We start from the raw sequence: 24,195 nt of genomic DNA on the forward strand, positions 1-24,195 counted from the left end.
CTATAATCGCTTTCATAGGTAGTTACCCCAGTATTCCAGCGAGGCCAACCATGTTCCTGCTTTCCCGCTTTTTCCTTTTTCTGACCAAGTCCGCTGACCAGCGCGATCGCGAGCGCGACGACGAGTACCTCGCCGAAGCGACTGACATTTACGATCTCGAATATCGCATGAAGAAGCTCGATCAGCGCGCAGCGGCGCGTCATCCGTCGTGGATGTCGAACTAAACTTCATCGCTTCATTGTTCGCGGTGGATGTGAAAATGCCGGCTGTCAAAGCCGGCATTTTTCATTTGCGCGAGCGTTTCAGCTTACGCGCCGGACACATCCGACGCATTCGGCAGGTCGGGCGTATCGGGCGACTGAACGCCGAAGCATCCGCGATACGTCGCGTAGAAGGAACAATAAAGCGCCGTCGTGACGAGGATGGATGCCGGCATCAGCACCGCGAACGCCATTTCCTGGCCGACGCCGATCGCCTGCATGAGCGCCGTCAGCCCGAACGACACTGCCAGCGCAACCGCGATCCACAACACGCCGTATAGAACGAAGGCGCCGCGATTGCGCCAGCACGAAACGAGGCTGAAGAACAGCGCCTTCGCCGTCGGCACCTCGTGCCACGCGATGAGGATCGGCGCGAACCAGAAGAGCATCGCGATGGGCAGATAACACGCCATCGCGACCAGCACGGCCAGCGGATTGAAGCTTGCAGCGACGGTCTCGGGATCGCCGGAAGGGCCGTTGCCCATCATCAGGTTGAGCAGCGTGCCGCCATCGACGAGCGCCGAGACGCCGAAGATGACGCCCATCGCGATGATATACAGCACCCCGAGCACCAGCAGCCGGCGCGCGACCGCATTGCCGTAGGAGCGAAAGCCATCGACGAGAATGGTCGGCCACACCGGCTTGCCCGCGATGGTATTGCGGCATGCCGACATGAAACCCACCGCGATGCCCGGAATGAACAGCAACGGCAGCAACGGGCCGATGAGCGGCACGCGCGAGATCAGCGTCATCACGAACAGATACGCGAAGAAGAGCGTGAGGAACGCGAACGGGTTGCGGCGGAACAGCCAGATGCCCTGGCGGAACCATACGTAGCCGGTTTTGGCGGGAACTTCGATCAGTCGCATGGATGAGTTGCCGGGTTACCGTTGGGCGTGAGAAGAAGCAGCATGGATTCGCTCGCGCAGAATGCGTTCGAAATGACCGGGATCGTGCGGTTTTAGCAACTCCGCCTCGCGCGGGCGATGGAAGTCGTACAGCCGCGAGACCCAGAAGCGCATTGCGCCGGCGCGCAGCATGTCGTTCCAGTGACGGTCTTCGGCCGGCGTGAACGGACGCACGGTCTGATACGCGCGCAGCAGGGCATCGACGCGAGCAGGATCGAGCGCGCCCGTTTCCACGTCGATGCACCAGTCGTTCACGGTGACGGCGACATCGAAGAGCCACTTGTCGACGCCAGCGAAGTAGAAATCGAAGAAGCCGCCGAGGCGCGCGTGCTCGCGGCCGTGCGCGAACAGGACGTTGTCGCGGAAGAGATCGCAATGGCATGGGCCTTCGGGCAGCGTGGCGTAATCGGCCGAGGCGAAGAACGCCGCCTGATGCGCGAGTTCGGTTTCGATGAGTTCGCGCTGGCTGTCGCTCAGAAAACTGGCGATGGCCGGCACGTTCTCCTGCCACCACGACAGGCTGCGCAGGTTCGGCTGATGCCGCGCGAAGTCACGGCCCGCGAGATGCATGCGCGCGAGCATCTGCCCGACTTCGATGCAGTGCGCGGGCGTCGGCGCCAGTTCCGGCGCGCCTTCGAGCTTCGTGACGATGGCCGCCGGCTTCCCCTTCAGCATGCCGAAGAGCGAACCGTCGCGGCGCGGCATCGGATCGGGCACCGGCACGCGATGCGACGCGAGATGCCGCATCAGATCGAGATAGAACGGCAGCTGCGTCGCGGTGAGTTTTTCGAAGATCGTCAGCACGTACTGGCCGTGCGTCGTCGTGAGAAAGAAATTGCTGTTCTCGATGCCCGAGTGAATGCCGCGAAATTCGACGACATCGCCGAGATCGTAGAGTTGCAGCCAGTCGCCGAGTTCGGCGTCAGTGACGGGGGTGAATACGGCCATGCAGAATACGTCGGTCTGGTGGATGGCCCGAGCGGGCCGAATGAAGGAGCCCGCTGCTGACGAGCGGGCTTGGGACTATCTTACTGGCGTCAATAACGCAGATTGACGGATGGCAGGCGCGTGCTCGCCTTGCCGTTGTCGCGCACTTGCGGCGACGTATCCGCAGGCGCGCTCATCTGATAACGCGTGCCGAAATTCGACTGCACGTTAATTTCGACGGGCTTGCCCTTGTCGCGATACTCGGTGATTTCCGTGCCGTTCGAGCTGAGTTCATGGAAGCTCGGCTTGCGCGGCGGCGAAATTTCCACCTTCGAGCTGACGTTGGCGGGCGGGCGGTTGATGGCCTTGAGATCCGGAAGGCCTGCGGCTTCTTCCGGCGACATGGCTTGTTGCTTGGCCGGTTGTGCTGCCGGGTCCGCTGCCGATTGTGTGGCGTTGGCCACGGGTTGCGCGAAAACGCCAACGCTTGCGGCGGCGAGGACTGCCGCGGCGGCAGAAAGAAGGGGCTTCATGGGAGTTCTCCAGGCGATGGCGGATTCTAGCAAACCCTAACGCAAGCGAAGCATTGCCTTATTCTGCGCCGCTTTTGCGGCTGGCGGCATTGCGCAAAAAAAGATGCATACGGAGGCACCCACGCGATGAGGGGCTTCATGGTTCTCACTTTCTTCCGTGTTAATGTGATTTATCACGAGGGCACAAAGACACGCACAAGACCATGACAAACGACCGCACTCAGAGCACTCAGGGCACGCCTGCGAACGACTTCCCGACCGAATCCTTCGACGATCCGGCCGCCGCCGTCACGCGCCTGTCCGCGATCTACGAAGCGAATACCGCCTTTTTGCGCGATGCCTTCGCGCGGTATCGGCGCAACGAGCAGTTCACGCATCGCGTGCGCGCGTGCTATCCGTTCGTGCGCGTGCGGACCGAGCTGAACTCCCAGATCGATTCGCGGCGCTCGTACGGCTTCGTCGCCGGGCCGGGCATCTTCGAGACGACGCTCACGCGCCCCGATCTCTTCGGCGATTACTATCGCGAGCAATTGCGGCTGCTCGCGAAGAATCATCACGTGGGCATCGAAGTGGGCGTGTCGGCGCAGCCTATTCCGATTCACTTCGCATTCGCCGAGGGCATTCATCTCGAGGGCGATCTCGACCGTGATCGCCTGCTCGCGATGCGCAATGTCTTCGATACGCCCGATCTCGCATTGCTCGATGATCGCATCGTCAACGGCACGTACGAGCCGGCGGCGGGCGAGCCGCATCCGCTTGCGTTATTCACGGCGGCGCGCGTGGATTTCTCGCTGCACCGGCTGCGCCATTACACGGCGACTTCCCCGACGCATTTCCAGAACTACGTGCTGTACACGAACTACCAGTTCTATATCGACGAGTTCGTGAAGCTCGGCCGCACGATGATGTCGCGCGCCGACGATGAAGAGACGCGGGCGTATCGCGGCGAGTATTCGTCGTTCGTCGAGCCGGGCGATGTCGTCACCCACAACGCGAACCTCGACGCGCAGCCCGAGGAGGGCGCTCCGCTGGCGCGCCTGCCGCAGATGCCGGCGTATCACCTGAAGCGCGCGGACGGCAGCGGCATCACGATGGTGAACATCGGCGTGGGGCCGTCGAACGCGAAGACGATCACGGATCACATCGCGGTGCTGCGTCCGCATGCGTGGATCATGCTCGGTCACTGCGCGGGCCTGCGCAACACGCAGCGGCTCGGCGACTACGTGCTCGCGCACGGCTATGTGCGCGAGGATCATGTGCTCGATGCGGACTTGCCGCTCTGGGTGCCGATCCCGGCGCTCGCGGAAGTGCAGGTGGCGCTGGAGAAAGCGGTGGCGCAGGTCACGCAGCTGGAAGGCGTGGAACTGAAGCGCGTGATGCGCACGGGCACGGTCGCGAGCGTCGATAACCGCAACTGGGAGTTGCGCGAGCATCGCGAGCCGGTGCAGCGGTTGTCGCAAAGCCGCGCGATTGCGCTCGATATGGAAAGCGCGACGATTGCCGCGAACGGCTTCCGCTTCCGCGTGCCGTACGGCACGTTGTTATGCGTGTCGGATAAGCCGCTGCATGGCGAACTCAAGCTGCCGGGGATGGCGGATCAGTTCTATCGTGCGCAGGTCGACCAGCACTTGCAGATCGGCGTAAAGGCGATGGAACTGCTGCGGATGAACGGGTTGTCGAAACTGCACTCGCGGAAGTTGCGGAGCTTTGCGGAGGTGGCGTTTCAGTAGAAGCGGGGCAGGCAAGGCCGCGCGGCTGGCGGCCTCGAGCTTCTTATTCCTGCAGACGCGGCGCGGTGAGCAGCCGCGTGTAGTTCATCCATCCCGTCACCGGCGCTTCGGTGCCATGCGAAGGCGTGCAGCCGGTCTGTTGATCCAGTTCTGCCGGCGTGCAGTATGCGCCTTCATAGGTGACGCGAACCCACGGCGTGTTCGTACCGGATGCTTCGGTGACGTTGCGAATCGTCGATGTATCGGCGCTCAGCTTCGAATCCTTCGGAACGATCATAAGCGCCGCGCACGTCGAGCCCGGACAAGAACGCAGATTCATGTCGATGCCACCGAGCCACATATCGATGACGCCGCGGTCGTTCGAAGCCGCGGCGACGGGCGCCGCCTGGACGGGTTGACTTGGCGGCGCGGCCGGCGCGCGCGCGACGCTCAGCCTGCTGATTCGGTTCAGATCGTCGTTGCTGATGCGGCGGACAAAGCCGAGCGTAGCTTGCTGGCCGTCGCCGCCTGTCATCGTCAGATTGTAGGCCGTGTGGTCCGCGTTCCACTTTTTGCGAAGCGTGAGGATCTCTTCCTTGCGGTCGACCACGGTGTTGACGTTCACCGTTTCCGCGTCGGGGTCGACGTCACCCAGCGTGACCGCCAAAGGCGTGTCGCCCTGGACGATCTGCAGGCGGCTGTCGGCGTATTGGATCGTTGTAAGCCCCGCCGTCGAGTTCCAGACTCCCGAAATATCTTTTAGGAGAGTGACCTTCTGGTCTTGCGCAGGGTTGGACGACGAGTTAGCCAGCGGACTCGTTCCCTTCTCGCAACTGGCGAGCAGCGAGACGGCGATTGCCGCCGCGACGGCCACACGTAGTGTTCGATTCAACGCTTTGTTCATGCTTGATCCAGGCTTGCCACTCGGGCAATGACGGCGGCTCTTCAATCAGGCGCCATCTCGAAGAACCGGGATTATCGATGGGAGCGGTGGGATGGACGCGGGACTGCAGCGCGTGCGCTCCCGTATCCGCATCCGATGCGGCGCCGGCGCGCGGGCTTAAGCAGCCGGCGCGCGCGAGAGCATACCGTTCGGACCACTAGGCTTTATGGAAAACTGTCAAGCCGCGGCAAGGTTCTGCCGGGAGAGATGAGGGCGGGGAAGGGAAGGACGGCACGGTCCTTCCCGAAGTGAGTCTACAGCCTCACAGATAAAACATCCGATCCTCGTCGGACTTGCCTTCAGCCGGCGCCTCGACCGCTTCCTCGCGATCTTCATAGAACCGCAGCACCGCATCCAGCACCTGATCGGGTTCGTCGATGACCTGCATCAGATCCAGATCTTTCTCGCTGATCACGCCATTGGTAAGCAGCGTGTTCTTGAACCAGTCCAGAAGCCCCGCCCAGAACTCCGCTCCGACCAGCACGATCGGCACATGACGCGACTTCTTCGTCTGAATCAGCGTAAGCACTTCGGCTAGTTCATCGAGCGTGCCGAAACCGCCGGGCATCACGACGACCGCATCCGAGTTCTTGACGAACGTGACCTTGCGCGTGAAGAAGTGACGGAAGCGCAGCGAGATGTCCTGCCACTGATTGCCCGACTGCTCGTGTGGCAATTCGATGTTCAGGCCAACCGACGGCGACTTGCCCGCATGCGCGCCCTTGTTGGCCGCTTCCATGATGCCGGGGCCGCCGCCGGAGATGACCGCGAAGCCCGCATCGGAGAACTTTTGAGCGATTTCGATCGTGCGCTGATAGTACGGCGACTCCGGTTTCAAACGCGCCGAACCATAGATACTGATGGCAGGGCGGATCTCCGAGAGGTACTCGGTCGCCTCGATAAACTCTGCCATAATCGTGAACATCTGCCACGACGCGCGAGCCTTCTTGGCCGTCGCGCGCTCTTGATCTGCGAGCGATCGCAGACTCGGAATCACTTTTCTCTTGTTCATAATGCCTGAAGAACTCAGTCTTGAAGGTAAGACCCTGCTATTGGTCGACGGTTCTAGCTACTTGTACCGGGCTTACCACGCGATGCCAGACCTGCGTGGTCCCGACGGCGGTCCCACCGGCGCACTGTATGGAATGGTGAACATGCTGCGGCGCCTGAGGCGCGAAATCAATGCAGAGTATAGCGCGTGCGTCTTCGATGCAAAGGGCAAGACCTTCCGCGACGACTGGTACGCCGACTACAAGGCCAACCGTCCTTCCATGCCCGACGACCTCGGCAAGCAGATCGAGCCCATCCACGTCGCGGTGCGCGCGCTCGGCTGGCCGCTCGTCATGATCGAAGGCGTCGAAGCCGACGACGTCATCGGCACGCTCGCCGTTCAGGCCGAGAAGCGCGGCATGAAAGTGATCGTGTCGACGGGCGACAAGGATCTGGCTCAACTCGTGACGGATCATGTCACCCTCATCAATACGATGACCAACGAAACGCTCGATCGCGCGGGCGTCGTGAACAAGTTCGGCGTGCCTCCGGAGCGCATCGTCGACTATCTGTCGCTCATCGGCGATACCGTCGACAACGTGCCCGGCGTCGAAAAGTGCGGCCCCAAGACTGCGCTCAAATGGCTCACGGCATACGAAACGCTCGATGGCATCGTCGCACACGCCAGTGAGATCAAAGGTGCGGTAGGAGACAATCTGCGCAAGGCTCTCGACTTCCTGCCGATGGCCAGAAAGCTCGTCACCGTGCACACGGAATGCGACCTCGCTTCGCAAATTGCGTCGATCGAAGAGACGCTGCCGAGCCGTCCCGAAGCGCGCGACGAACTGCGCGATGTCTTCCTCCGTCACGGCTTCAAGACCTGGCTGCGCGAGATCGAAATCGCGGATGCAGTGGAAGGCCCGACCGACACGCCGCCCGCCGAAGTCACCGAGATCGTTCATCACTACGAGACCGTGCAGACGTGGGAACAGTTCGATGCGTGGCTCGCGCGCATCGAGGGCGCGGAGATCACATCGTTCGACACCGAAACCACGTCGCTCGATCCGATGGTCGCGCAGATCGTCGGCATTTCGGTGGCGGTCGAAGCGGGGCATGCCGCGTACATTCCGGTCGCGCATCGCGGGCCGGATGCGCCCGTGCAACTGCCGCGCGATGAAGTGCTCGCCAAGCTCAAGCCCTGGCTCGAGGATGCATCGAAGAAGAAGGTCGGACAGCATCTGAAGTACGACGAACAGGTGCTTGCGAATTACGGCATCGACTTGCGTGGCGTCGAGCATGACACGCTGCTGCAATCGTACGTGCTGGAATCGCATCGTCCACATGACATGGACAACCTCGCGCTGCGGCATCTCGGCGTGAAGACCATCAAGTATGAGGACGTCGCGGGCAAGGGCGCATCGCAGATCGGCTTCGACGAAGTGGCGCTCGACAAGGCCGCCGAATACGCCGCCGAAGACGCGGACGTCACCTTGCGTCTGCATCAGGCGCTGTATCCTCAGGTCGCCGAAGAAGAGGGCTTGTTGAGCGTATATCGCGACATCGAAATGCCGACATCGCGCGTGCTGCGCAAGATCGAACGCAATGGCGTGCTGATCGACCGCGAGAAGCTGGATGCGCAAAGCAACGAGATCGCCAAGCGGCTCATCGAATTGCAGGCGCAGGCGTACGAACTCGCGGGCGGCGAATTCAATCTCGGATCGCCCAAGCAGATCGGGCAGATCTTCTTCGAAAAGCTGGAGTTGCCCGTCGTGAAGAAGACGCCGAGCGGCGCGCCTTCCACCGACGAAGAGGTGCTCCAAAAGCTCGCCGAAGACTATCCGCTGCCGAAGGTGCTGCTCGAACATCGCGCGCTGTCGAAGCTGAAATCCACCTATACGGACAAGCTGCCGCGCATGGTCAACGCATCGACGGGACGCGTGCACACGAACTATGCGCAGGCCGTCGCGGTGACGGGGCGGCTGTCGTCGAACGAGCCGAATCTGCAAAACATTCCTGTCCGGACCGGCGAAGGGCGGCGCATTCGCGAGGCGTTCATCGCACCGCCGGGCTGCAAGATCGTCTCTGCCGATTACTCGCAAATCGAGTTGCGCATCATGGCGCATATCTCCGGCGATGAATCGCTAATGCGCGCCTTCAGACAAGGCGAGGACGTGCATCGCGCGACAGCTTCCGAAGTGTTCAGCGTGACGCCGCTCGAAGTCGACAACGATCAGCGGCGCATCGCGAAGGTCATCAATTTCGGCCTTATTTACGGCATGAGCTCGTTCGGACTGTCATCGAATCTCGGCATTACGCGCGATGCGGCCAAGCTGTATATCGACCGCTATTTCGCGCGATACCCGGGCGTCGCCGCTTACATGGACACGACACGCACGACCGCCAAAATGAACGGCTTCGTCGAGACCGTGTTCGGGCGGCGTCTGTGGCTGCCCGAGATCAACGGCGGCAGCGGCCCGCGCCGTCAGGCCGCTGAACGCGCGGCCATCAATGCGCCGATGCAGGGCACCGCCGCCGACCTCATCAAGATGTCGATGATCGCGGTGCAGGACTGGCTCGAAAGCACGGGCATGCGCACGAAGATGATCATGCAGGTTCACGACGAACTCGTCCTCGAAGTGCCGGAAGAAGAACTGCCGGACGTGAGGAAGCGTCTGCCCGAACTCATGTGCGGCGTCGCTGAACTGAAGGTGCCGCTCGTCGCGGAAGTGGGCGTCGGCAACAACTGGGAAGAGGCGCACTGAGGGTTCGGCGCCGCGCGCATGTCCGGCATGCGACGGCGGCGCTTGTCGATGCAACGCTGGCTCGCGCACAATGAAGCGAAGCGCCAACACGCAGCGCGTACGCGCGCACTCGATTCCAACGCCATAGGGAGAAGCTCCATGCATCGCTTCATCATCGTCGGCGGCGGAGCCGGCGGTCTCGAACTCGCGACGCGTCTCGGCGACCGCTTCGGGTCGAGCGCCGGCAAGCCGGACACCAAAGCGCCGCGTGCGCAGATCACGCTCGTCGACCGCAATCCGACGCATATCTGGAAGCCGCTGCTGCATGAAGTCGCGGCAGGCAGCATGGACCCCTTCACGCAGGAACTCGAATACGCCGCGCAGGCGCTATGGCACGGCTTCGAGTTTCAGCAGGGCGAACTGACCGGGCTGGATCGCGCGCAGAAGCGCATCAGGATCGGTGCGTTGCGCGACGACGAGGCGGGCGAACTGCTGCCCGAGCGCGAACTGGAATACGACACGCTCGTGCTCGCCATCGGCAGCACCACGCATTTTTTCGGCGTCGAAGGTGCGCAGGAGTTTTCGATTGCGCTCGATACCGTCGGCCAGGCGGAGCTGTTTCGGAAGCGGCTGATCGCGGCGTGCATGCGCGCCGAGCACGTCGTGCCCGAGCCGGTTGCGGCGGGTATCGAGGAAAGCGCGCCGCTGCCGGCCGTGGAAGCCGCGCCGCGTATTCAGGTGGCGATCGTCGGTGCGGGCGCGACGGGCGTCGAATTGTCGGCGGAACTGCGCAACACCGCGCAAGTGCTGGCCGCTTACGGGCTGCACAAGCTCGATCCGAAGCACGACATCGGCATCGTGCTGATCGAAGCGGGGCCGCGCATTTTGCCGGCGCTCAAAGAGAGCGTGTCGAGCGCCACGGCGGAACTGCTCACCAAGCTCGGCGTCCGTTTGATGACCGGCGAGACCGTCGCCCAGGTCACGCGGGATTCAATCCGCACGGCGAGCGGCAAAATCATCCGCGCGGACCTGACCGTGTGGGCGGCGGGCATCAAGGCGCCCGCTGTGCTGTCGCAACTCGACGGCTTGCCCACCAATCGGCTCGGCCAGTTGATCGTGCGCCGCACGCTGCAAACGGAAATCGACGATAACGTCTTCGCCCTCGGCGATTGCGCCGCGTGCCCTTGGCCCGGCACGGAGCGCAACGTGCCGCCGCGCGCGCAGGCGGCGCATCAGCAGGCGAGCTTTCTGTTCGCGGCGTTCGAGCGCCGCATGCAGGGCAAGCCGCTGCCGGAATATACGTATCGCGATTTCGGCTCGCTCGTGTCGCTCGGGCGTTATAGCGCGGTCGGCAATCTGATGGGCGGGCTGATCGGCGGCAACATGCTGATCGAAGGGCTCTTCGCGCGCTTCATGTATATGTCGCTGTACCGGTTGCATATCGCGGCGCTGCATGGCTACGCGCGCATGATGCTCGATACCGTCGCGCACTGGCTGCGCCGGTCCACCGCGCCGCGCGTCAAGCTGCACTGACGGCGCGCATCCGCACGGCAAAGCTGTTTAGAATGAGCGGCGCGCCGCTGTCCGGCGCGCCCGGGCATGCGGCCTTCGCCCGTGACAGTCGTCCAGCGCCGCGCTGCATGATGTTCAACGAGAAGCGCGGTTTCCGGTTCAGCGCCATCGACGGTACGCGGCCCCATACAGCCGACGCCCGCATCGGCGGCGCCTTGGCGGCTCTTGCCGCAGGAGCTTCGTATGCTGACCCCCGAAGTCGACAGCCTCATCCCCCACGTTCCGTTCGATCGCCGCGGCTTCATCAAGGCCGCACTGGGCAGCGGCTTCGCGGCTGCCGTGCTGCCGGTCTCCGCACAAACCATTCATACCGATAGCGACGGTCTCGAGGCCGGTTCCATCGCCGTGCGCGGCGCGGACGGCACGCTGGTGCCGGCGTATCGGGCGCAGCTGAAGGGCAAGACGCATCTGCCGGTGATCATCGTCATTCACGAGATTTTTGGCGTGCACGAGCATATCGCCGATATCTGCCGCCGCTTCGCCAAGCTCGGCTATCTCGCCATCGCGCCGCAGCTTTTCACGCGCCAGGGCGATGCGGCGTCGATGCCGTCGATCCAGCAGATCAACGATCAGATCGTCTCGAAGCTGCCGGACGCGCAAGTGCTGTCGGACATCGACGAGACCGTCAAGTGGGCGGGCGAACATGGCGGCGATACGAAGCGTCTGGGCATTACCGGCTTCTGCTGGGGCGGGCGCATCACGTGGCTCTACGCCGAGCACAATCCGAACGTGAAGGCGGCGGTCGCGTGGTACGGGCGGCTCGTCGGCAACAAGACGGCGACGACGCCGAGCAATCCGATCGACAACGTCGGCGAGCTGAAGGCGCCCGTGCTCGGACTGTACGGGCGGCAGGATCAGAGCATCCCGCAGGACACCATCGAGCAGATGAAGCGGGCCATCGCGAACGGGCCGCAGAAAGCGCGCGGTTCGCAATTCGTCGTGTATGACGATGCGCCGCATGCCTTCTTCGCCGATTATCGTCCGAGCTATCGCAAGGCCGACGCCGAGGACGGCTGGAAGCGCGCGCTCGCGTGGTTCCGCGAGCACGGCGTCTGAAAACGACGGCTTAGGGGTTCGCGCCGGTCGCGACGGGGCGGCCCGGATCGGCGCTCCATTCGCTCCACGAGCCGGGATAAAGCGCCGCGCCATGCAGGCCGGCGACTTCCATCGCCAGCGCGTTGTGGCATGCGGTGACGCCCGACCCGCATTGCAGGACCACGCGATCCACCGGCGTCGGGCCGATCAGCGATGCGAACGCTTCGCGCAGTTCGTGCGCGGTCTTGAAGCGGCCTTCCGGCGTCAAATTGTTCTTGAAGAAGTGATTCAGCGCGCCGGGAATGTGGCCGCCGACGGGATCGATCGTTTCGTTCTCGCCGCGATACCGGTCCGCCGCGCGTGCATCGATCAGCAGATGATCGCGTGTGCCGATGCTGCGCTCGATCGCCTGCGCATCAATCGTCACCTGGAGCGGCGCGGCGGCCTTGAAGCTGCCTTGCGATGTCGGCGGCACGGCGGTGTCGAGAGGCTTGCCGGCCGCTTCCCACGCTTGCAGGCCGCCATCGATCAGCGCGACGGAGTCATGGCCGAGCCAGCGCAGCAGCCACCACAGACGCGCCGCGTACATGCCGCCCTGAGCGTCATAAGCGACGACCTGCTGGCCTTCGTTCAACCCGAAACTGGCGAGCTTCGCGACGAGCGCCGCACGGTCGGGCAACGGATGGCGGCCGTTCGTACCGGTCTTCGCGCCAGACAGGTCGCGGTCGAGATGCAGATAATGCGCGCCGGGAATGTGCCCCGCGGCATAGGCGGCTTCTCCGGCTTCGAGCGCGGCCAGATCGAACCGGCAATCGAAGACGACGACGCTGCCCGGCGCCGTGTCGAGCTGCCCGGCGAGGTTCGTCGCGGATATGAGCGTGGTGTAGTGAGTGTGCGGCATGACGGCTCCTGAGGCAGCGCTTGCAATGCGGGAATAGCCATAAGTCTAAAAGAAAAAACGGGCTCGAAAGCCCGTCTTTTCGCATTGCAAACTGCGCTCAGATGGCGCCGAGCTGATGGCGCAGGAACTCGTGGAAGTGCTGCATGCCCGATTCCATCGGGCTTTGATACGGCCCGACCTGATTTTCGCCGCGCGACATCAGCGCGCGCCGGCCCGCATCCATGCGCTCGGCGATTTCATCGTCCTCGCGCGCGGTTTCCATGTACGCCGCACGTTCCGCCTCGATGAACTCGCGTTCGAACAGCGCGATTTCCTCGGGGTAATAGAACTCGACGATGTTCGTCGTCTTCTGCGTGCCGTGCGGAATGAGCCACGACACCACCAGCACGTGCGGATACCACTCGATCATCAGACCGGGGTAGTACACCATCCAGATCGCGCCGAAGTCCGGCGGTGCGCCGTTACGGAAGCGCAGGACTTCGTCGTGCCACTTGCGATAGATCGGGCTGCCGGGCTTTTCCAGATTCTTGTGGACGCCAACCGTCTGCACGCTGTACCAGTCGCCGAATTCCCACTCGAGGTTGTCGCACGAGACGAAACTGCCAAGTCCCGGATGGAACGGCGCGACGTGGTAATCCTCCAGATAGACCTCGATAAAGGTCTTCCAGTTGTAATTGCACTCGTGGACTTCGACGTGATCGAACATGAAGCCCGAGAAGTCGAAGTGACGCGCGGTGCCCAGCTTCGCGAGATCGGCCGCGACGTTGCGGCCCTGCGCCTCGAAGAGCAGGCCTTGCCAGTTTTGCAGCGGCGTTGCGCCGAGATTCAGGCAGGGCTTGTCCGCGAAATGCGGCGCGCCGAGCAACTGGCCGTTGAGATCGTAAGTCCAGCGGTGCAGCGGGCAGACGATATTGTCCGCGCTGCCGCGACCGTTCAGCATGATGGCCTGGCGGTGGCGGCATACGTTCGACAGCAGTTCGATGTCGTTTTGCCGATTGCGGACGAGCACGCGCCCTTCGCCCTCGCCGGGAAGCGCGAAATAGTTTCCCGCTTCGGGAACCATGAGTTCGTGCCCGACGTAGCGTGGACCTTGCTTAAAAAGTGTGTCGAGTTCGCGCGTAAGAAGCGCTTCGTCAAAGTAAGCCGTGACTGGCAGCTGGCTATGAACAGCCTTCAACTGCAATGCATTGCTCAGATTGGACATTCCCACTCCCGTTAAGACGTGAAAGCAGTGAACAACCCAACCATCGAAGATTCGATTTAGGGAGCCCGCGATTATACCGAAATCCGCCACACCGGGGTGTATAAGGTCTTGATTTGGGTATAAATTGTCGCAAGAGTTCCGTCGAAACCGCGATTATTGCGCGCCCGACGCGCTTCTTGTTCGTTTGAATTTCTGACGGGCGGCGATGAGCGGGCTTGTCCCGCGTGTCGTCCGGCATCCGTACCGGGTGCGGGTCGAAAATTTGGCTTTTGCCGTAGAATGTGCGACTTGGTTCCAATTTTCAACTGCACATCCACGATTCATGGCGAAGACCGCAGTCCAGGCAACAGGCGAACAAACCGGCGACAACACGCCGGGCGCAGACGCCGCGTTGCTTCCGGACAATTACGAAGCCGCGCTGGCCGAGCTCGAATCGCTCGTGGCGCGCATGGAAGAGGGCGCGCTGAGCCTCGAAGAATCGCTTGCGGCGTACCGTCGCGGCGCGACGCTTGTGGGCTTTTGCCAACAGCAGCTCGAAAAAGTGGAGCAGCAGGTTCGCGTGCTCGACGGCGAGACGCTCAAGCCGCTGCCCGCCGACGTACAGCGCGCAACTCAGGGCGCGGGCGCCGCCACCGACAACGGGGACGACCTATGACCTTCGAACAATGGATGCGCGCCACGCTCGACCGCGTCGAAACCGCGCTCGAGCATTATCTTCCCGGAACCGACATCGCTCCGGCGCGGCTCCATGAAGCCATGCGCTACGCCGTGCTCGGCGGCGGCAAGCGCGTGCGCCCGCTGCTCGTGCACGCGGCCGGCGAACTGACCGGCGCGAGCGCGCACGCGGTCGAAGCCGCGAGCGCCGCGCTCGAAATGATCCACGTGTATTCACTGGTGCACGACGACATGCCCGCGATGGACGACGACGCCCTGCGCCGCGGCAAGCCCACGGTACACATCCAATATGACGAAGCGACGGCACTGCTCGTCGGCGATGCGCTGCAATCGCAGGCGTTCGTCGCGCTGACCGCCGCGGGCAACGGCTTGTCCGATAGCCAGCAGGCCGCGCTCGTGCGCGAACTGGCCATCGCGAGCGGTTCGGTCGGCATGGCGGGCGGGCAGGCGATCGACCTCGAAAGCGTCGGCCGCAAGCTGTCGCGGCCCGAACTCGAGACGATGCATCGCAAGAAAACAGGCGCGCTGCTGCGCGCATCGGTGCGCATGGGCGCGCTCGCGGGCGCGCAGCCGGGCGCCGAGGCGCTCGCCGCGCTCGATCAGTACGCCGCCGCCGTCGGCCTCGCGTTCCAGGTCGTCGACGACATTCTGGACGTGACCGCCGACTCCGCCACGCTCGGCAAGACGGCGGGCAAGGACGCGCAGCACGACAAACCGACTTACGTGTCCATCATCGGACTCGACGCATCGCGTGAACTCGCTGCTCAACTCGGACGCGACGCGCACGCCGCCATCCAGCCGTTCGGCCCACGCGGCCAGCGGCTTGCTGAACTTGCAGACCTGGTCGTGAACCGGGTGCATTGAACGTTGAATGCGTGACGAACCCCACGGCGCAACAATCGCGCTGAACGAATCACGCCAGTTTTCCTAAAATGGGACGACGATGTACGACTTGCTGAAATCCATCGACGATCCGGCCGATCTTCGGGCCCTCGATCGACGCCAACTGCAGCCGCTTGCCGACGAACTGCGGGCCTACGTGCTCGACAGCGTGTCGCAGACGGGCGGCCATCTGTCGTCCAATCTGGGCACGGTCGAGCTGACGATTGCGCTGCACTATGTCTTCGATACGCCGAGCGACCGCATCGTGTGGGACGTCGGCCATCAGACTTATCCGCACAAGATTCTGACCGGCCGCCGCGATCAGATGCCCGGCCTGCGTCAGCTTGGCGGCATCTCCGGCTTTCCGCGCCGCGCGGAATCCGCCTACGACACGTTCGGCACGGCGCATTCGAGCACGTCGATTTCGGCGGCGCTCGGCATGGCGGTCGCGAACAAGCTGCAGGGCGACAACCGCTACTCGATCGCCGTGATCGGTGACGGCGCGATGACGGCGGGCATGGCGTTCGAGGCGATGAACAACGCGGGCGTCGCCGACGACCTGCCGCTGCTCGTCATCCTGAACGACAACGACATGTCGATTTCGCCGCCGGTCGGCGCGCTGAATCGCCATCTCGCGCGCCTGATGTCGGGCCGTTTCTACGCCGCCGCGCGCGCGGGCGTCGAGCGCGTGCTGCGCGCCGCCCCGCCGGTGCTGGATCTCGCGCGCAAGCTCGAAGAGCACGCGAAGGGCATGATCGTACCGGCCACGCTGTTCGAAGAGTTCGGCTTCAATTACATCGGCCCGATCGACGGTCACGATCTCGAGTCGCTCATCCCGACGCTGCAGAACATCAAGGAATTGCGCGGCCCGCAGTTCCTGCACGTCGTCACGAAGAAGGGCCAGGGCTACAAGCTCGCCGAAGCCGATCCAGTGCTGTATCACGGCCCCGGCAAGTTCAATCCGGCCGAAGGCATCAAGCCGTCGACCGCGCCGTCGAAGAAGACCTACACGCAAGTGTTCGGCGAATGGCTGTGCGACGCCGCCGCGCAGGACTCGCGCGTGGTCGGCATCACGCCCGCGATGCGCGAAGGCTCGGGCATGGTCGAATTCGAGAAGCGCTTCCCCGACCGGTACTTCGACGTCGGCATCGCCGAGCAGCACGCGGTCACGTTCGCGGGCGGCCTCGCGGCTGACGGCATGAAGCCCGTCGTCGCGATTTATTCGACGTTCTTGCAGCGCGCTTACGACCAGTTGATTCACGATGTCGCGTTGCAGAATTTGCCGGTCGTGTTTGCAATCGACCGGGCGGGCCTCGTCGGCGCGGACGGCGCGACGCACGCGGGCAACTACGACCTCGCGTTCCTGCGCTGCATCCCGAACATGACGGTGATGGCCGCATCCGACGAAAACGAATGCCGTCAGATGCTGTACACCGCGCTGCAGCAGCCGAACCCGACTGCGGTGCGCTATCCGCGCGGCGCGGGGACGGGCGTCGCCACGGTCAGGCAGATGACCGCGCTTCCCGTCGGCAAGGGCGAGATTCGCCGCGAATCGTCGCAGAAGCTCGGCTCCGGCAAGCGCATCGCGATTTGCGCGTTCGGCACGATGGTCGCGCCGTCGCTCGCCGCCGCCGACGAGCTGGACTTGACGGTCGCCAATATGCGGTTCGTGAAGCCGGTCGACGCCGACCTGCTGCGCGAACTGGCTGCGACGCACGACGCCATCGTGACCATCGAGGAAGGCTCGATCATGGGCGGCGCGGGCTCGGCCTGCGTGGAAGCGCTGCTGGCGAGCGGCGTCGTCAAGCCGGTGCTGCAACTGGGCTTGCCAGACGTTTTCATCGACCACGGCGATCCCGCGAGGCTGCTCGCGAGCGTTGGCCTCGACGCCGCCGGTATCGCGCGTTCCATCCGCGAGCGTTTTCTGACTGCCGTCGAAAGCGCGGGTAAGCTGACCAAGCGCGTCGCCTGACGCGAAAGCCTGGAGCAGAGGCACGCCCCGGGGTGCGGGCGCGCCGGACGTAAATTGAGCCATGCGGCGCGGGGTTTTCCCCGCGCCGCTTGCGTTTCATCGCTTATCGCCGCTCAACGCCGGTCGTCTCCGCGGGCGGCGTAGAAGGACATAGAAAAATGAACCAGATGAATCCCGCCTTCGTCATGCCCGATGTCCAGAGCACGCCGGATACGCGTCAGATCGATATTGCGCGCGTCGGCGTCAAAGGCGTGCGGCATCCGCTGTCGGTCAGGACGGCGAGCGGCGTGCAGCCGAGCGTCGGCGTATGGAACCTCGACGTGCATCTGCCCGCCGACCAGAAAGGCACGCACATGTCGCGCTTCGTCGCGTTGCTGGAAGAGCATCGCGAGCCGCTCGATCAGGCCGCGCTGCAAACCATGCTCACCGCGATGCTCACGAAGCTCGAAGCGCATTCGGGCCGTATCGAAGTGAGCCTGCCGTATTTCGTGATGAAGACCGCGCCGATTTCCGGCGTGCAAAGCCTGCTTGATTACGAGGTGACGTTCGTCGCGGAAAAGCGCAACGGCGACACGCGCCTGTCGCTGAAAGTGCTCGTGCCGGTGACGAGCCTGTGTCCGTGCTCGAAGAAGATTTCGCAGTACGGCGCGCACAATCAGCGATCGCACGTGACGATCACAGCGGAACTCGCCGGCGATGTGGCGGTGGAAGAACTGGCGCGTATCGCGGAAGAAGAGGCGTCGTGCGAACTCTGGGGCTTGCTGAAGCGCCCCGACGAGAAGTTCGTGACCGAGCGCGCTTATGAGAATCCGAAGTTCGTCGAAGACCTCGTGCGCGATATCGCGGTGCGGCTGAACGCGGACGATCGCATCGCCGCGTATGTGCTGGAAGCGGAGAACTTCGAGTCGATTCACAATCACAGCGCGTATGCGGTGATCGAGCGAGACAAACGCTGAGCGTTTCCGCTCTCACCTCTAACGAAAAACCGGTCCGCGCGACCGGTTTTTTCATGCAAACGCCGGTTGCGCGGATACATGCGCTTCCCGCACCGACTCGACGACGAGCGACGCCAGCCGCTCGACCGGCGCTGAACCGCCCGCCGATGCGCGGTGCAATGCGAGCGGAATCGAGGGCAGCGACGGCAAGCCGCATTCGGATTCGTCCAGCGCGCGCACCGTCGACGGCAGCCCGTAGCGCGTTCGCACCGTCACGCCAAGCCCTGCGGCTGCGGCGGCCCAGAGGCCCGCGAGGCTCGGGCTCGTGAACGCGACGCGCCATTTGATGCCCGCGCGATCCAGCGCCGCCGTCGCCGCGCTGTGAAAGACGCACGGACGATCGAACGCGATCAACGGTAGCGGCTCGTTTGCGTCGCGTTGAAACGGCACCGTCGATGATCCGATCCAGCGCATGCGCGGCGCGGCGATCGGCTCGAATTCCTTCGCGCCCGCCAGGCCCCACACGAGCGCGAGATCGAGCTGGCCGGTATCGATGCGTTCCAGCAGTTCCGTATTTCGTGCGACGCGCGCCTCGATCCGCACCTTCGGATGCGCCCGCGCAAAGCGGCCCAGCACATCCGGCAGCACGGCTTCGCCGAAATCTTCCTGCAGGCCGAGCCGGATCCACCCTTCCAGATCGACGCCGCGCACCGCGACGGCGGCTTCATCGTTCAGTTCGACGAGGCGCCGCGCGTAGCCGAGCATCACTTCGCCGGCGTCGGTCAGCGCGAGGCCGCGCCCGGATTTGCGAAAGAGTTCGATGCCCGCCTGTTCCTCCAGCTTGCGAAGCTGCGCGCTGATTGCCGACGTCGATCGCCCGACCTGATCCGCAGCCTTCGCAAAACTTCCCAATTGCATCCCGGCGACGAAACTGCGCAGCACGGCAAGATCGAATGTCGTTTGGCTCATGGCAACTGTCCCGGTTAACCGAATGATCGGTGCAAAACTATTTGATTTTCAGGACGATGCTAAGACGTCAGACTGGCCGCAGTCAATGATTATGAGGTGCGGCATGGCAACGACTTTCGATTCGACCGCGCCTGCGGTTGGCGGCGGGCATCGGTGGAAAGTGCTCGGCGTGGGCGTGGCGGCGAACGCGAGCTTTGCCGCCGCCGTGGCCGGGATACCGACGACCGCCGTGTGGTTGCGCAGCGGCTATTACTTGAACAACGCGGAACTCGGGCTCGTGCTGGGCGCGCTCGGGCTGGGCGCGGCGGTATCGGAATTGCCGTGGGGCTTGCTGACCGACCGATGGGGCGATCGCCGCGTGCTGCTGCTCGGTCTGATCGCGACCGCCATCGCGCTCGTCGCGATGAGCGTGTTTGTCGCGCCATCGGCAAGCGCGGGCGCACCGTCGCTCGTCTGGCTCGTAGCCGGCATGTGCGCGCTCGGATTGTTCGGCGGCAGCGTCAACGGCGCGAGCGGCCGCGCGGTGATGGCCTGGTTCGCGGAAGGGGAGCGCGGCCTCGCGATGAGCATCCGACAGACCGCCGTGCCGCTCGGCGGCGGGATCGGCGCGGCGTTGCTGCCGTGGCTCGCGTCGTCGGTCGGCTTTTCCGCCGTGTTCGGCGCACTGGCCGCGATGTGCGCAGTGTCCGGCGCATTCACCTGGCGCTGGCTGCACGAACCGCCGCGCGCCGCGCAGCCGCCGCAGCATCCGCAGCAAAAGCGCGCCGCGCCGCTCGGCGACGTGCTCGTCTGGCGCATGGTGCTCGGCATCGGCGTGCTGTGCGTGCCCCAGTTCGCGGTGCTGACGTTCGCCGCCGTCTTTCTGCACGATGCGGGCCGCTTCGGCGTTACGTCGATCAGCGTGACGATGGGCGCGCTCCAGCTCGGCGCGATGATCATGCGCGTGTGGAGCGGCCGCTACACCGACCGGCATGGCAATCGTCGCGGGTATCTGCGTGTATCGACGTGGATCGCGGTGGCGTCGTTCGCGGCGCTGGCGGTGGCGACCGCGTTCGGCGCGGCAGGCGCGCCCGTATTGCTGGCGACGATGATTGTCCTGGCGGGCGTGTCGATATCGGCATGGCATGGCGTCGCGTACACCGAACTGGCGACGCTCGCGGGCACCGCGCGCGCCGGCACCGCACTCGGAATGACGAACACCGCCGTCTACGCCGGCCTGTTTCTGACGCCGATCGCGATTCCGCACGTGCTGGCCGCCGGTTCGTGGACGGCCGTCTGGCTCGCGGCGGGCGGGTGTGCCTCGCTCGCGCTGCCATTGTTTCCGAGGCCCGCGCGACCTTAAACTGGCCGTCTCTCACACTACCGGGCGCGCGAATGATCCTCATCGGCCAATACGATTCCCCGTTCGTGCGACGCGTCGGCATCGCTTTGCATCTTTACGGCATCGCGTACGAGCATCGTCCGTGGTCCGTCTTCGGCGATGCCGGCAAGATCGCGCCGATCAACCCGCTGATCCGCGTGCCGACGCTCGTGCTCGACTCCGGCGACGTGCTGATCGAAAGCGCGATGATCCTCGATTATCTCGACGAACAAGCGGGTGCGGCGCGCGCGCTGATTGCATCGGACGGCGCCGCGCGACGCGAGGCGCTCAAGGTTTGCGCGCTGGCGACGGGTCTCGCCGACAAAGCCGTCGCGCTGGTCTACGAACGCGTGTTGCATGAGGAGGAGTCGCAGGCGTGGGTGGATCGCTGCAGGGGGCAGGTCGAGCGCGTGCTCGATGCGCTCGAAGCCGACCGCGCCGCGCGCCCGACGCCCTTCTGGTTCGGCGAATCGATCGGTCACGCGGATATCGCCGTGGCGTGCGCGCTGCGTTTTGCCCGCGAGGCGCACGCGCCGGTTTTCGCTGGCGCGCGATGGCCGGCATTGATCGCGCATAGTGATCGCTGCGAAGCGCTCGACGTGTTTCAGTCGGTCGTGCAGCCGTTCAGTCCGCCGAAAAAGAACTAGGCGCGGGCCAGCGAGGTCAGGTCCCAGCGCGGCTTCACGGTGAAAGCGTAGTCGCGCACGGCCTGCTCCGGCCAGCGCGTGAGCCGCAGCGCGCCAGCCAGCGCGATCATCGCGCCGTTATCCGTGCAGAGCGACAAATCGGGATAGTGGACGTCGAAGCGCCGCCTCGTCGCCGCCGCCGACAGCGCCTCGCGCAGCTGCCGGTTCGCCCCGACGCCGCCCGCAACGACCAGCCTTTTCAGGCCCGTATTCTTGAGCGCCGCGAGCGACTTGGCGACGAGCACATCGACGGCGGCATCGACGAAACCGCGCGCCAGATCCGCCTTCGACTGTTCGCAGACGTTCGCGCCGAGCTTGCGGCTCTGCGTCAGCACGGCGGTTTTCAAGCCGCTGAAGCTGAAATCGAGGTCGCCGGAGTGCAGCATCGGACGCGGCAGCGTGACCGCGCCCGGCGTGCCGAACTCCGCGAGCCGCGATACTTCCGGCCCGCCCGGATAGCCGAGGCCGAGCAACTTCGCGGTCTTGTCGAACGCTTCGCCGGCGGCGTCGTCGAGCGTTTCGCCGAGCGTCTCGTAGACGCCGACATCGGTGACGCGCATCAATTGCGTATGTCCGCCCGAGACCAGCAGCGCGACGAACGGAAACGGCGGCGGCGCATCGACCAGCAGCGGCGACAACAGATGCCCCTCGAGATGATGGATGCCGACCGTCGGCTTGTCCCACGCCATCGCCAGCGCGTTGGCGATGCTCGCGCCGACCAGCAGCGCGCCCGCGAGCCCCGGCCCTTGCGTGAACGCGATGGCGTCGATGGCGGCGCGCTCGACTTTCGCCTCGCTCATCACCTGTTCGAGCAGCGGCAGCGCCCGGCGGATGTGATCGCGCGAGGCCAGTTCCGGCACGACGCCGCCGTACTCGCGGTGCATCGCAATTTGCGAATGCAGCGCGTGAGCGAGCAGGCCGCGCTCCGTGTCGTAGAGCGCGAGGCCGGTTTCGTCGCAGGAACTTTCGATGCCGAGAACGAGCATGATCGGGACGTCGGAGGGTAACGGGAAAGTATACCAGCGGGCGCCGGTTACAATGCGCGGCATGGAATCCTTCGACATCGCCGTGATCGGCGCGGGCGCGGCCGGCATGATGTGCGCGGCCGTCGCGGCTCAGGCGGGCCGGCGCGTCGTGCTCATCGACCACGCCGAGCGCCTCGCGGAAAAAATCCGCATCTCGGGCGGCGGCCGCTGCAACTTCACCAACATCAACGCGCAGCCGGCGAACTTCTTGTCGGCGAATCCGCATTTCTGCCGCTCGGCGCTCGCCCGCTACACGCCGCGCGACTTTCTCGAGCTGCTCAAGCAATACCGCGTGAAGTGGCACGAGAAGCACAAAGGCCAGCTCTTCTGCGACGATTCGAGCGAGACGGTCATCGACGTCCTGCGCAGCGAATGCGATGCCGGCGGCGTCGCGTGGCGGCGTCCGGTGAGCGTTCATGCGATCCGTCACGACGGCGCGCGCTTCACGCTCGATACGACTGCCGGCGCGATTCACGCGGCCGCGCTCGTGATCGCGACGGGCGGACTGTCGATCCCGAAGATCGGCGCGACGGATTTTGGTTATCGCGTCGCGAAGCAGTTCGGGCACAAGCTCGTCGATACGCATCCTGCGCTCGTGCCTCTCACGTTCACCTCCGCCGACTGGGCCCCGTTCGCCGCGTTGTCCGGGCTTTCGCTGCCGGTTCGCATCAGCGCGGGCAAAGCGAAGACGCGCGGCGAGTTCGACGAGGACTTGCTGCTCACGCATCGCGGGTTGTCGGGGCCGGGCGTGTTGCAAATCTCCAGCTACTGGAACACGTCGGAGGCGATCCACGTCGATCTGCTGCCCGAACTGGACGCGACGGAGCTTCTGCTCGACGCGAAAGCGGGATCGAAGAAGCAGATCGGCAATTTCCTGACCGAGCATCTGCCCGCGCGGCTCGCGCATGCGTGGCTCGACGCGCAGCGCGTGCCCGTCGATGCGCGCCTTGCCGATCTGCCCGATCGCACGCTCAAGGCGCTCGGCGCGTCGCTGTCGGACTGGACGCTCACGCCGAGCGGCACCGAGGGTTATCGCAAGGCGGAAGTGACGCGCGGCGGCGTCGATACGCGCGAACTGTCGTCGGCCACGATGATGAGCGAGCGCGTCGCGGGACTGTACTTCGTCGGCGAGGCGGTGGACGTCACCGGCTGGCTCGGCGGCTACAACTTTCAGTGGGCGTGGGCATCCGGCGTCGCGGCGGGCAAGGCGGCAGCCGAGTACGCGCACGGCATCGCAAAAGTCGCCTGAGGGGGCGCGCGGACGGGCGTTTTGCCGGTCTCGAAACGCGAACCCGTTTGCTATACTCGGACGGTCATCGGAGGATTCCTTGTGCGCTCTCGCGCCGCTCCTTCGCTCTGACTGGCGTTACGGCGGCGCGCATCGCTCGGAGCTTCCAACGACTCGCTACAGTCCCGCTTGAGGAGGCGCTCCCAAGCGGGTTTTTGCTTTCGCGGCGCGGTCGAACGTCGGTCGGGACTTTCCATTTCGCAATTGCACCGGGTGAACGATGAGCCTCAAAGACCAGATCAACGACGACATGAAGACCGCGATGCGCGCACGGGAAACCGAGCGCCTCGGCACGATTCGTCTGCTGCTCGCGGCGATCAAGCAGCGTGAAGTCGACGATCGCGTGACGCTCGACGACGCCGCCGTGACCGCGGTCATCGACAAGATGATCAAGCAGCGCAAGGATTCGATCAGCCAGTTCGAATCGGCCGGCCGCACCGATCTCGCCGACAAGGAAAAGGCCGAACTGGCCATTCTGTCCGCGTACATGCCCGAGCAGCTTTCCTCCGATGCCATCGCCGCCGAAGTGCAGGCCGCGATCGCCGCGACGGGCGCCGCCGGTCCGCAGGACATGGGCAAGGTGATGGGCGTGCTGAAGCCGAAGCTCGCGGGCAAGGCGGACATGACCGCCGTGTCCGCGCAGGTCAAAGCCGCGCTCGCCAAGTAACGCACGCCGCGCT

General features: G+C 64.4%; 22 protein-coding genes. 13 read left to right on the plus strand and 9 right to left on the minus strand.

Going from position 1 to position 24,195, the window contains the following annotated elements; genetic code table 11:
• Positions 1-50 precede the first annotated feature (50 nt).
• Positions 51-224, plus strand: a complete 174-nt coding sequence (locus LDZ21_RS14550; RefSeq protein ID WP_075583151.1) for a DUF3563 family protein — start codon at positions 51-53, stop codon at positions 222-224.
• A gap of 83 nt (positions 225-307) precedes the next feature.
• Here the strand turns inward: LDZ21_RS14550 and LDZ21_RS14555 are convergent, their stop codons facing one another.
• The 3 genes from LDZ21_RS14555 to LDZ21_RS14565 all read right to left on the minus strand — a co-directional run bounded on the left by LDZ21_RS14555 (position 308) and on the right by LDZ21_RS14565 (position 2,628).
• Positions 308-1,129, minus strand: a complete 822-nt coding sequence (locus LDZ21_RS14555; protein WP_244795540.1) for a BPSS1780 family membrane protein — start codon at positions 1,127-1,129, stop codon at positions 308-310.
• A gap of 15 nt (positions 1,130-1,144) precedes the next feature.
• Complete coding sequence (locus LDZ21_RS14560) at positions 1,145-2,116, minus strand: homoserine kinase (protein ID WP_244795541.1); 972 nt, start codon at positions 2,114-2,116, stop codon at positions 1,145-1,147.
• Positions 2,117-2,205: 89 nt separating this feature from the next.
• Positions 2,206-2,628 carry a hypothetical protein gene (locus LDZ21_RS14565; protein WP_244795542.1) on the minus strand — a complete coding sequence of 141 codons (423 nt, stop codon included), beginning with the start codon at positions 2,626-2,628 and terminating at the stop codon, positions 2,206-2,208.
• 203 nt (positions 2,629-2,831) lie between these two features.
• Here LDZ21_RS14565 and LDZ21_RS14570 point away from each other — a divergent pair, with 203 nt between their 5' ends.
• Positions 2,832-4,358: an AMP nucleosidase gene (locus LDZ21_RS14570; protein WP_244795543.1), complete on the plus strand. Its 1,527-nt coding sequence runs from the start codon at positions 2,832-2,834 to the stop codon at positions 4,356-4,358.
• A 43-nt stretch (positions 4,359-4,401) separates the two neighbouring features.
• On the opposite strand, the gene LDZ21_RS14575 is transcribed toward LDZ21_RS14570, so the two are convergent.
• Both LDZ21_RS14575 and LDZ21_RS14580 read right to left on the minus strand, forming a co-directional pair.
• Positions 4,402-5,241: a hypothetical protein gene (locus LDZ21_RS14575; protein ID WP_244795544.1), complete on the minus strand. Its 840-nt coding sequence runs from the start codon at positions 5,239-5,241 to the stop codon at positions 4,402-4,404.
• Positions 5,242-5,542: 301 nt separating this feature from the next.
• Positions 5,543-6,292: an LOG family protein gene (locus LDZ21_RS14580; protein WP_035966057.1), complete on the minus strand. Its 750-nt coding sequence runs from the start codon at positions 6,290-6,292 to the stop codon at positions 5,543-5,545.
• Position 6,293: 1 nt separating this feature from the next.
• On the opposite strand from LDZ21_RS14580, the gene polA reads away from it, so the two are divergent.
• From polA to LDZ21_RS14595, 3 genes are all read left to right on the plus strand, one after another.
• Complete coding sequence (polA, locus tag LDZ21_RS14585; protein WP_244795857.1) at positions 6,294-9,032, plus strand: DNA polymerase I; 2,739 nt, start codon at positions 6,294-6,296, stop codon at positions 9,030-9,032.
• 138 nt (positions 9,033-9,170) lie between these two features.
• Positions 9,171-10,544, plus strand: coding sequence for an NAD(P)/FAD-dependent oxidoreductase (locus LDZ21_RS14590; RefSeq protein ID WP_244795545.1), 1,374 nt, complete (start codon positions 9,171-9,173; stop codon positions 10,542-10,544).
• Between the two features lie 222 nt (positions 10,545-10,766).
• A complete protein-coding gene (locus LDZ21_RS14595) occupies positions 10,767-11,639 on the plus strand; it encodes a dienelactone hydrolase family protein (protein WP_244795546.1) in 873 nt (290 codons plus the stop codon).
• Positions 11,640-11,649: 10 nt separating this feature from the next.
• Here the strand turns inward: LDZ21_RS14595 and LDZ21_RS14600 are convergent, their stop codons facing one another.
• The gene (locus tag LDZ21_RS14600; RefSeq protein ID WP_244795547.1) at positions 11,650-12,519 is read right to left on the minus strand and encodes a sulfurtransferase; all 870 of its coding nucleotides are present in this window, start codon (positions 12,517-12,519) and stop codon (positions 11,650-11,652) included.
• A gap of 97 nt (positions 12,520-12,616) precedes the next feature.
• Positions 12,617-13,723 (minus strand): putrescine 2-hydroxylase Put2H, encoded by a 1,107-nt coding sequence (locus LDZ21_RS14605; RefSeq protein ID WP_035966052.1) that lies wholly within the window; start codon positions 13,721-13,723, stop codon positions 12,617-12,619.
• Positions 13,724-14,045: 322 nt separating this feature from the next.
• Between LDZ21_RS14605 and LDZ21_RS14610 the strand changes: the two genes are divergently transcribed.
• From LDZ21_RS14610 to folE2, 4 genes are all read left to right on the plus strand, one after another.
• On the plus strand, positions 14,046-14,378 hold the full coding sequence (locus tag LDZ21_RS14610; RefSeq protein ID WP_035966050.1) for an exodeoxyribonuclease VII small subunit: 333 nt from the start codon (positions 14,046-14,048) through the stop codon (positions 14,376-14,378).
• Complete coding sequence (locus tag LDZ21_RS14615) at positions 14,375-15,262, plus strand: polyprenyl synthetase family protein (protein WP_035966048.1); 888 nt, start codon at positions 14,375-14,377, stop codon at positions 15,260-15,262. Before LDZ21_RS14610 ends, LDZ21_RS14615 begins: the two co-directional genes overlap by 4 nt.
• Before the next feature lie 79 nt (positions 15,263-15,341).
• Entirely contained in the window at positions 15,342-17,252 is a 1,911-nt protein-coding gene (dxs, locus tag LDZ21_RS14620; RefSeq protein ID WP_244795548.1) for a 1-deoxy-D-xylulose-5-phosphate synthase, read from the plus strand.
• Positions 17,253-17,410: 158 nt separating this feature from the next.
• Complete coding sequence (gene folE2, locus LDZ21_RS14625; protein ID WP_244795549.1) at positions 17,411-18,208, plus strand: GTP cyclohydrolase FolE2; 798 nt, start codon at positions 17,411-17,413, stop codon at positions 18,206-18,208.
• A gap of 51 nt (positions 18,209-18,259) precedes the next feature.
• On the opposite strand, the gene LDZ21_RS14630 is transcribed toward folE2, so the two are convergent.
• On the minus strand, positions 18,260-19,156 hold the full coding sequence (locus tag LDZ21_RS14630) for a LysR substrate-binding domain-containing protein (RefSeq protein WP_244795550.1): 897 nt from the start codon (positions 19,154-19,156) through the stop codon (positions 18,260-18,262).
• 103 nt (positions 19,157-19,259) lie between these two features.
• On the opposite strand from LDZ21_RS14630, the gene LDZ21_RS14635 reads away from it, so the two are divergent.
• Positions 19,260-20,498 (plus strand): MFS transporter, encoded by a 1,239-nt coding sequence (locus LDZ21_RS14635; protein ID WP_244795551.1) that lies wholly within the window; start codon positions 19,260-19,262, stop codon positions 20,496-20,498.
• Positions 20,499-20,530: 32 nt separating this feature from the next.
• Positions 20,531-21,163, plus strand: a complete 633-nt coding sequence (locus tag LDZ21_RS14640) for a glutathione S-transferase family protein (RefSeq protein ID WP_244795552.1) — start codon at positions 20,531-20,533, stop codon at positions 21,161-21,163.
• Here LDZ21_RS14640 and tsaD read toward each other — a convergent pair.
• The gene (gene tsaD / locus LDZ21_RS14645) at positions 21,160-22,188 is read right to left on the minus strand and encodes a tRNA (adenosine(37)-N6)-threonylcarbamoyltransferase complex transferase subunit TsaD (RefSeq protein ID WP_244795553.1); all 1,029 of its coding nucleotides are present in this window, start codon (positions 22,186-22,188) and stop codon (positions 21,160-21,162) included. The genes LDZ21_RS14640 and tsaD overlap by 4 nt on opposite strands.
• A gap of 61 nt (positions 22,189-22,249) precedes the next feature.
• On the opposite strand from tsaD, the gene LDZ21_RS14650 reads away from it, so the two are divergent.
• Together LDZ21_RS14650 and LDZ21_RS14655 are read left to right on the plus strand one after the other, a co-directional pair.
• The gene (locus tag LDZ21_RS14650; protein ID WP_244795554.1) at positions 22,250-23,476 is read left to right on the plus strand and encodes a BaiN/RdsA family NAD(P)/FAD-dependent oxidoreductase; all 1,227 of its coding nucleotides are present in this window, start codon (positions 22,250-22,252) and stop codon (positions 23,474-23,476) included.
• A gap of 259 nt (positions 23,477-23,735) precedes the next feature.
• Entirely contained in the window at positions 23,736-24,182 is a 447-nt protein-coding gene (locus LDZ21_RS14655) for a GatB/YqeY domain-containing protein (protein WP_244795555.1), read from the plus strand.
• The last annotated feature ends 13 nt before the right edge of the window (positions 24,183-24,195 follow it).

The sequence above is a fragment of the Caballeronia grimmiae genome, assembly GCF_022879615.1.
GTDB lineage: Bacteria > Pseudomonadota > Gammaproteobacteria > Burkholderiales > Burkholderiaceae > Caballeronia > Caballeronia grimmiae.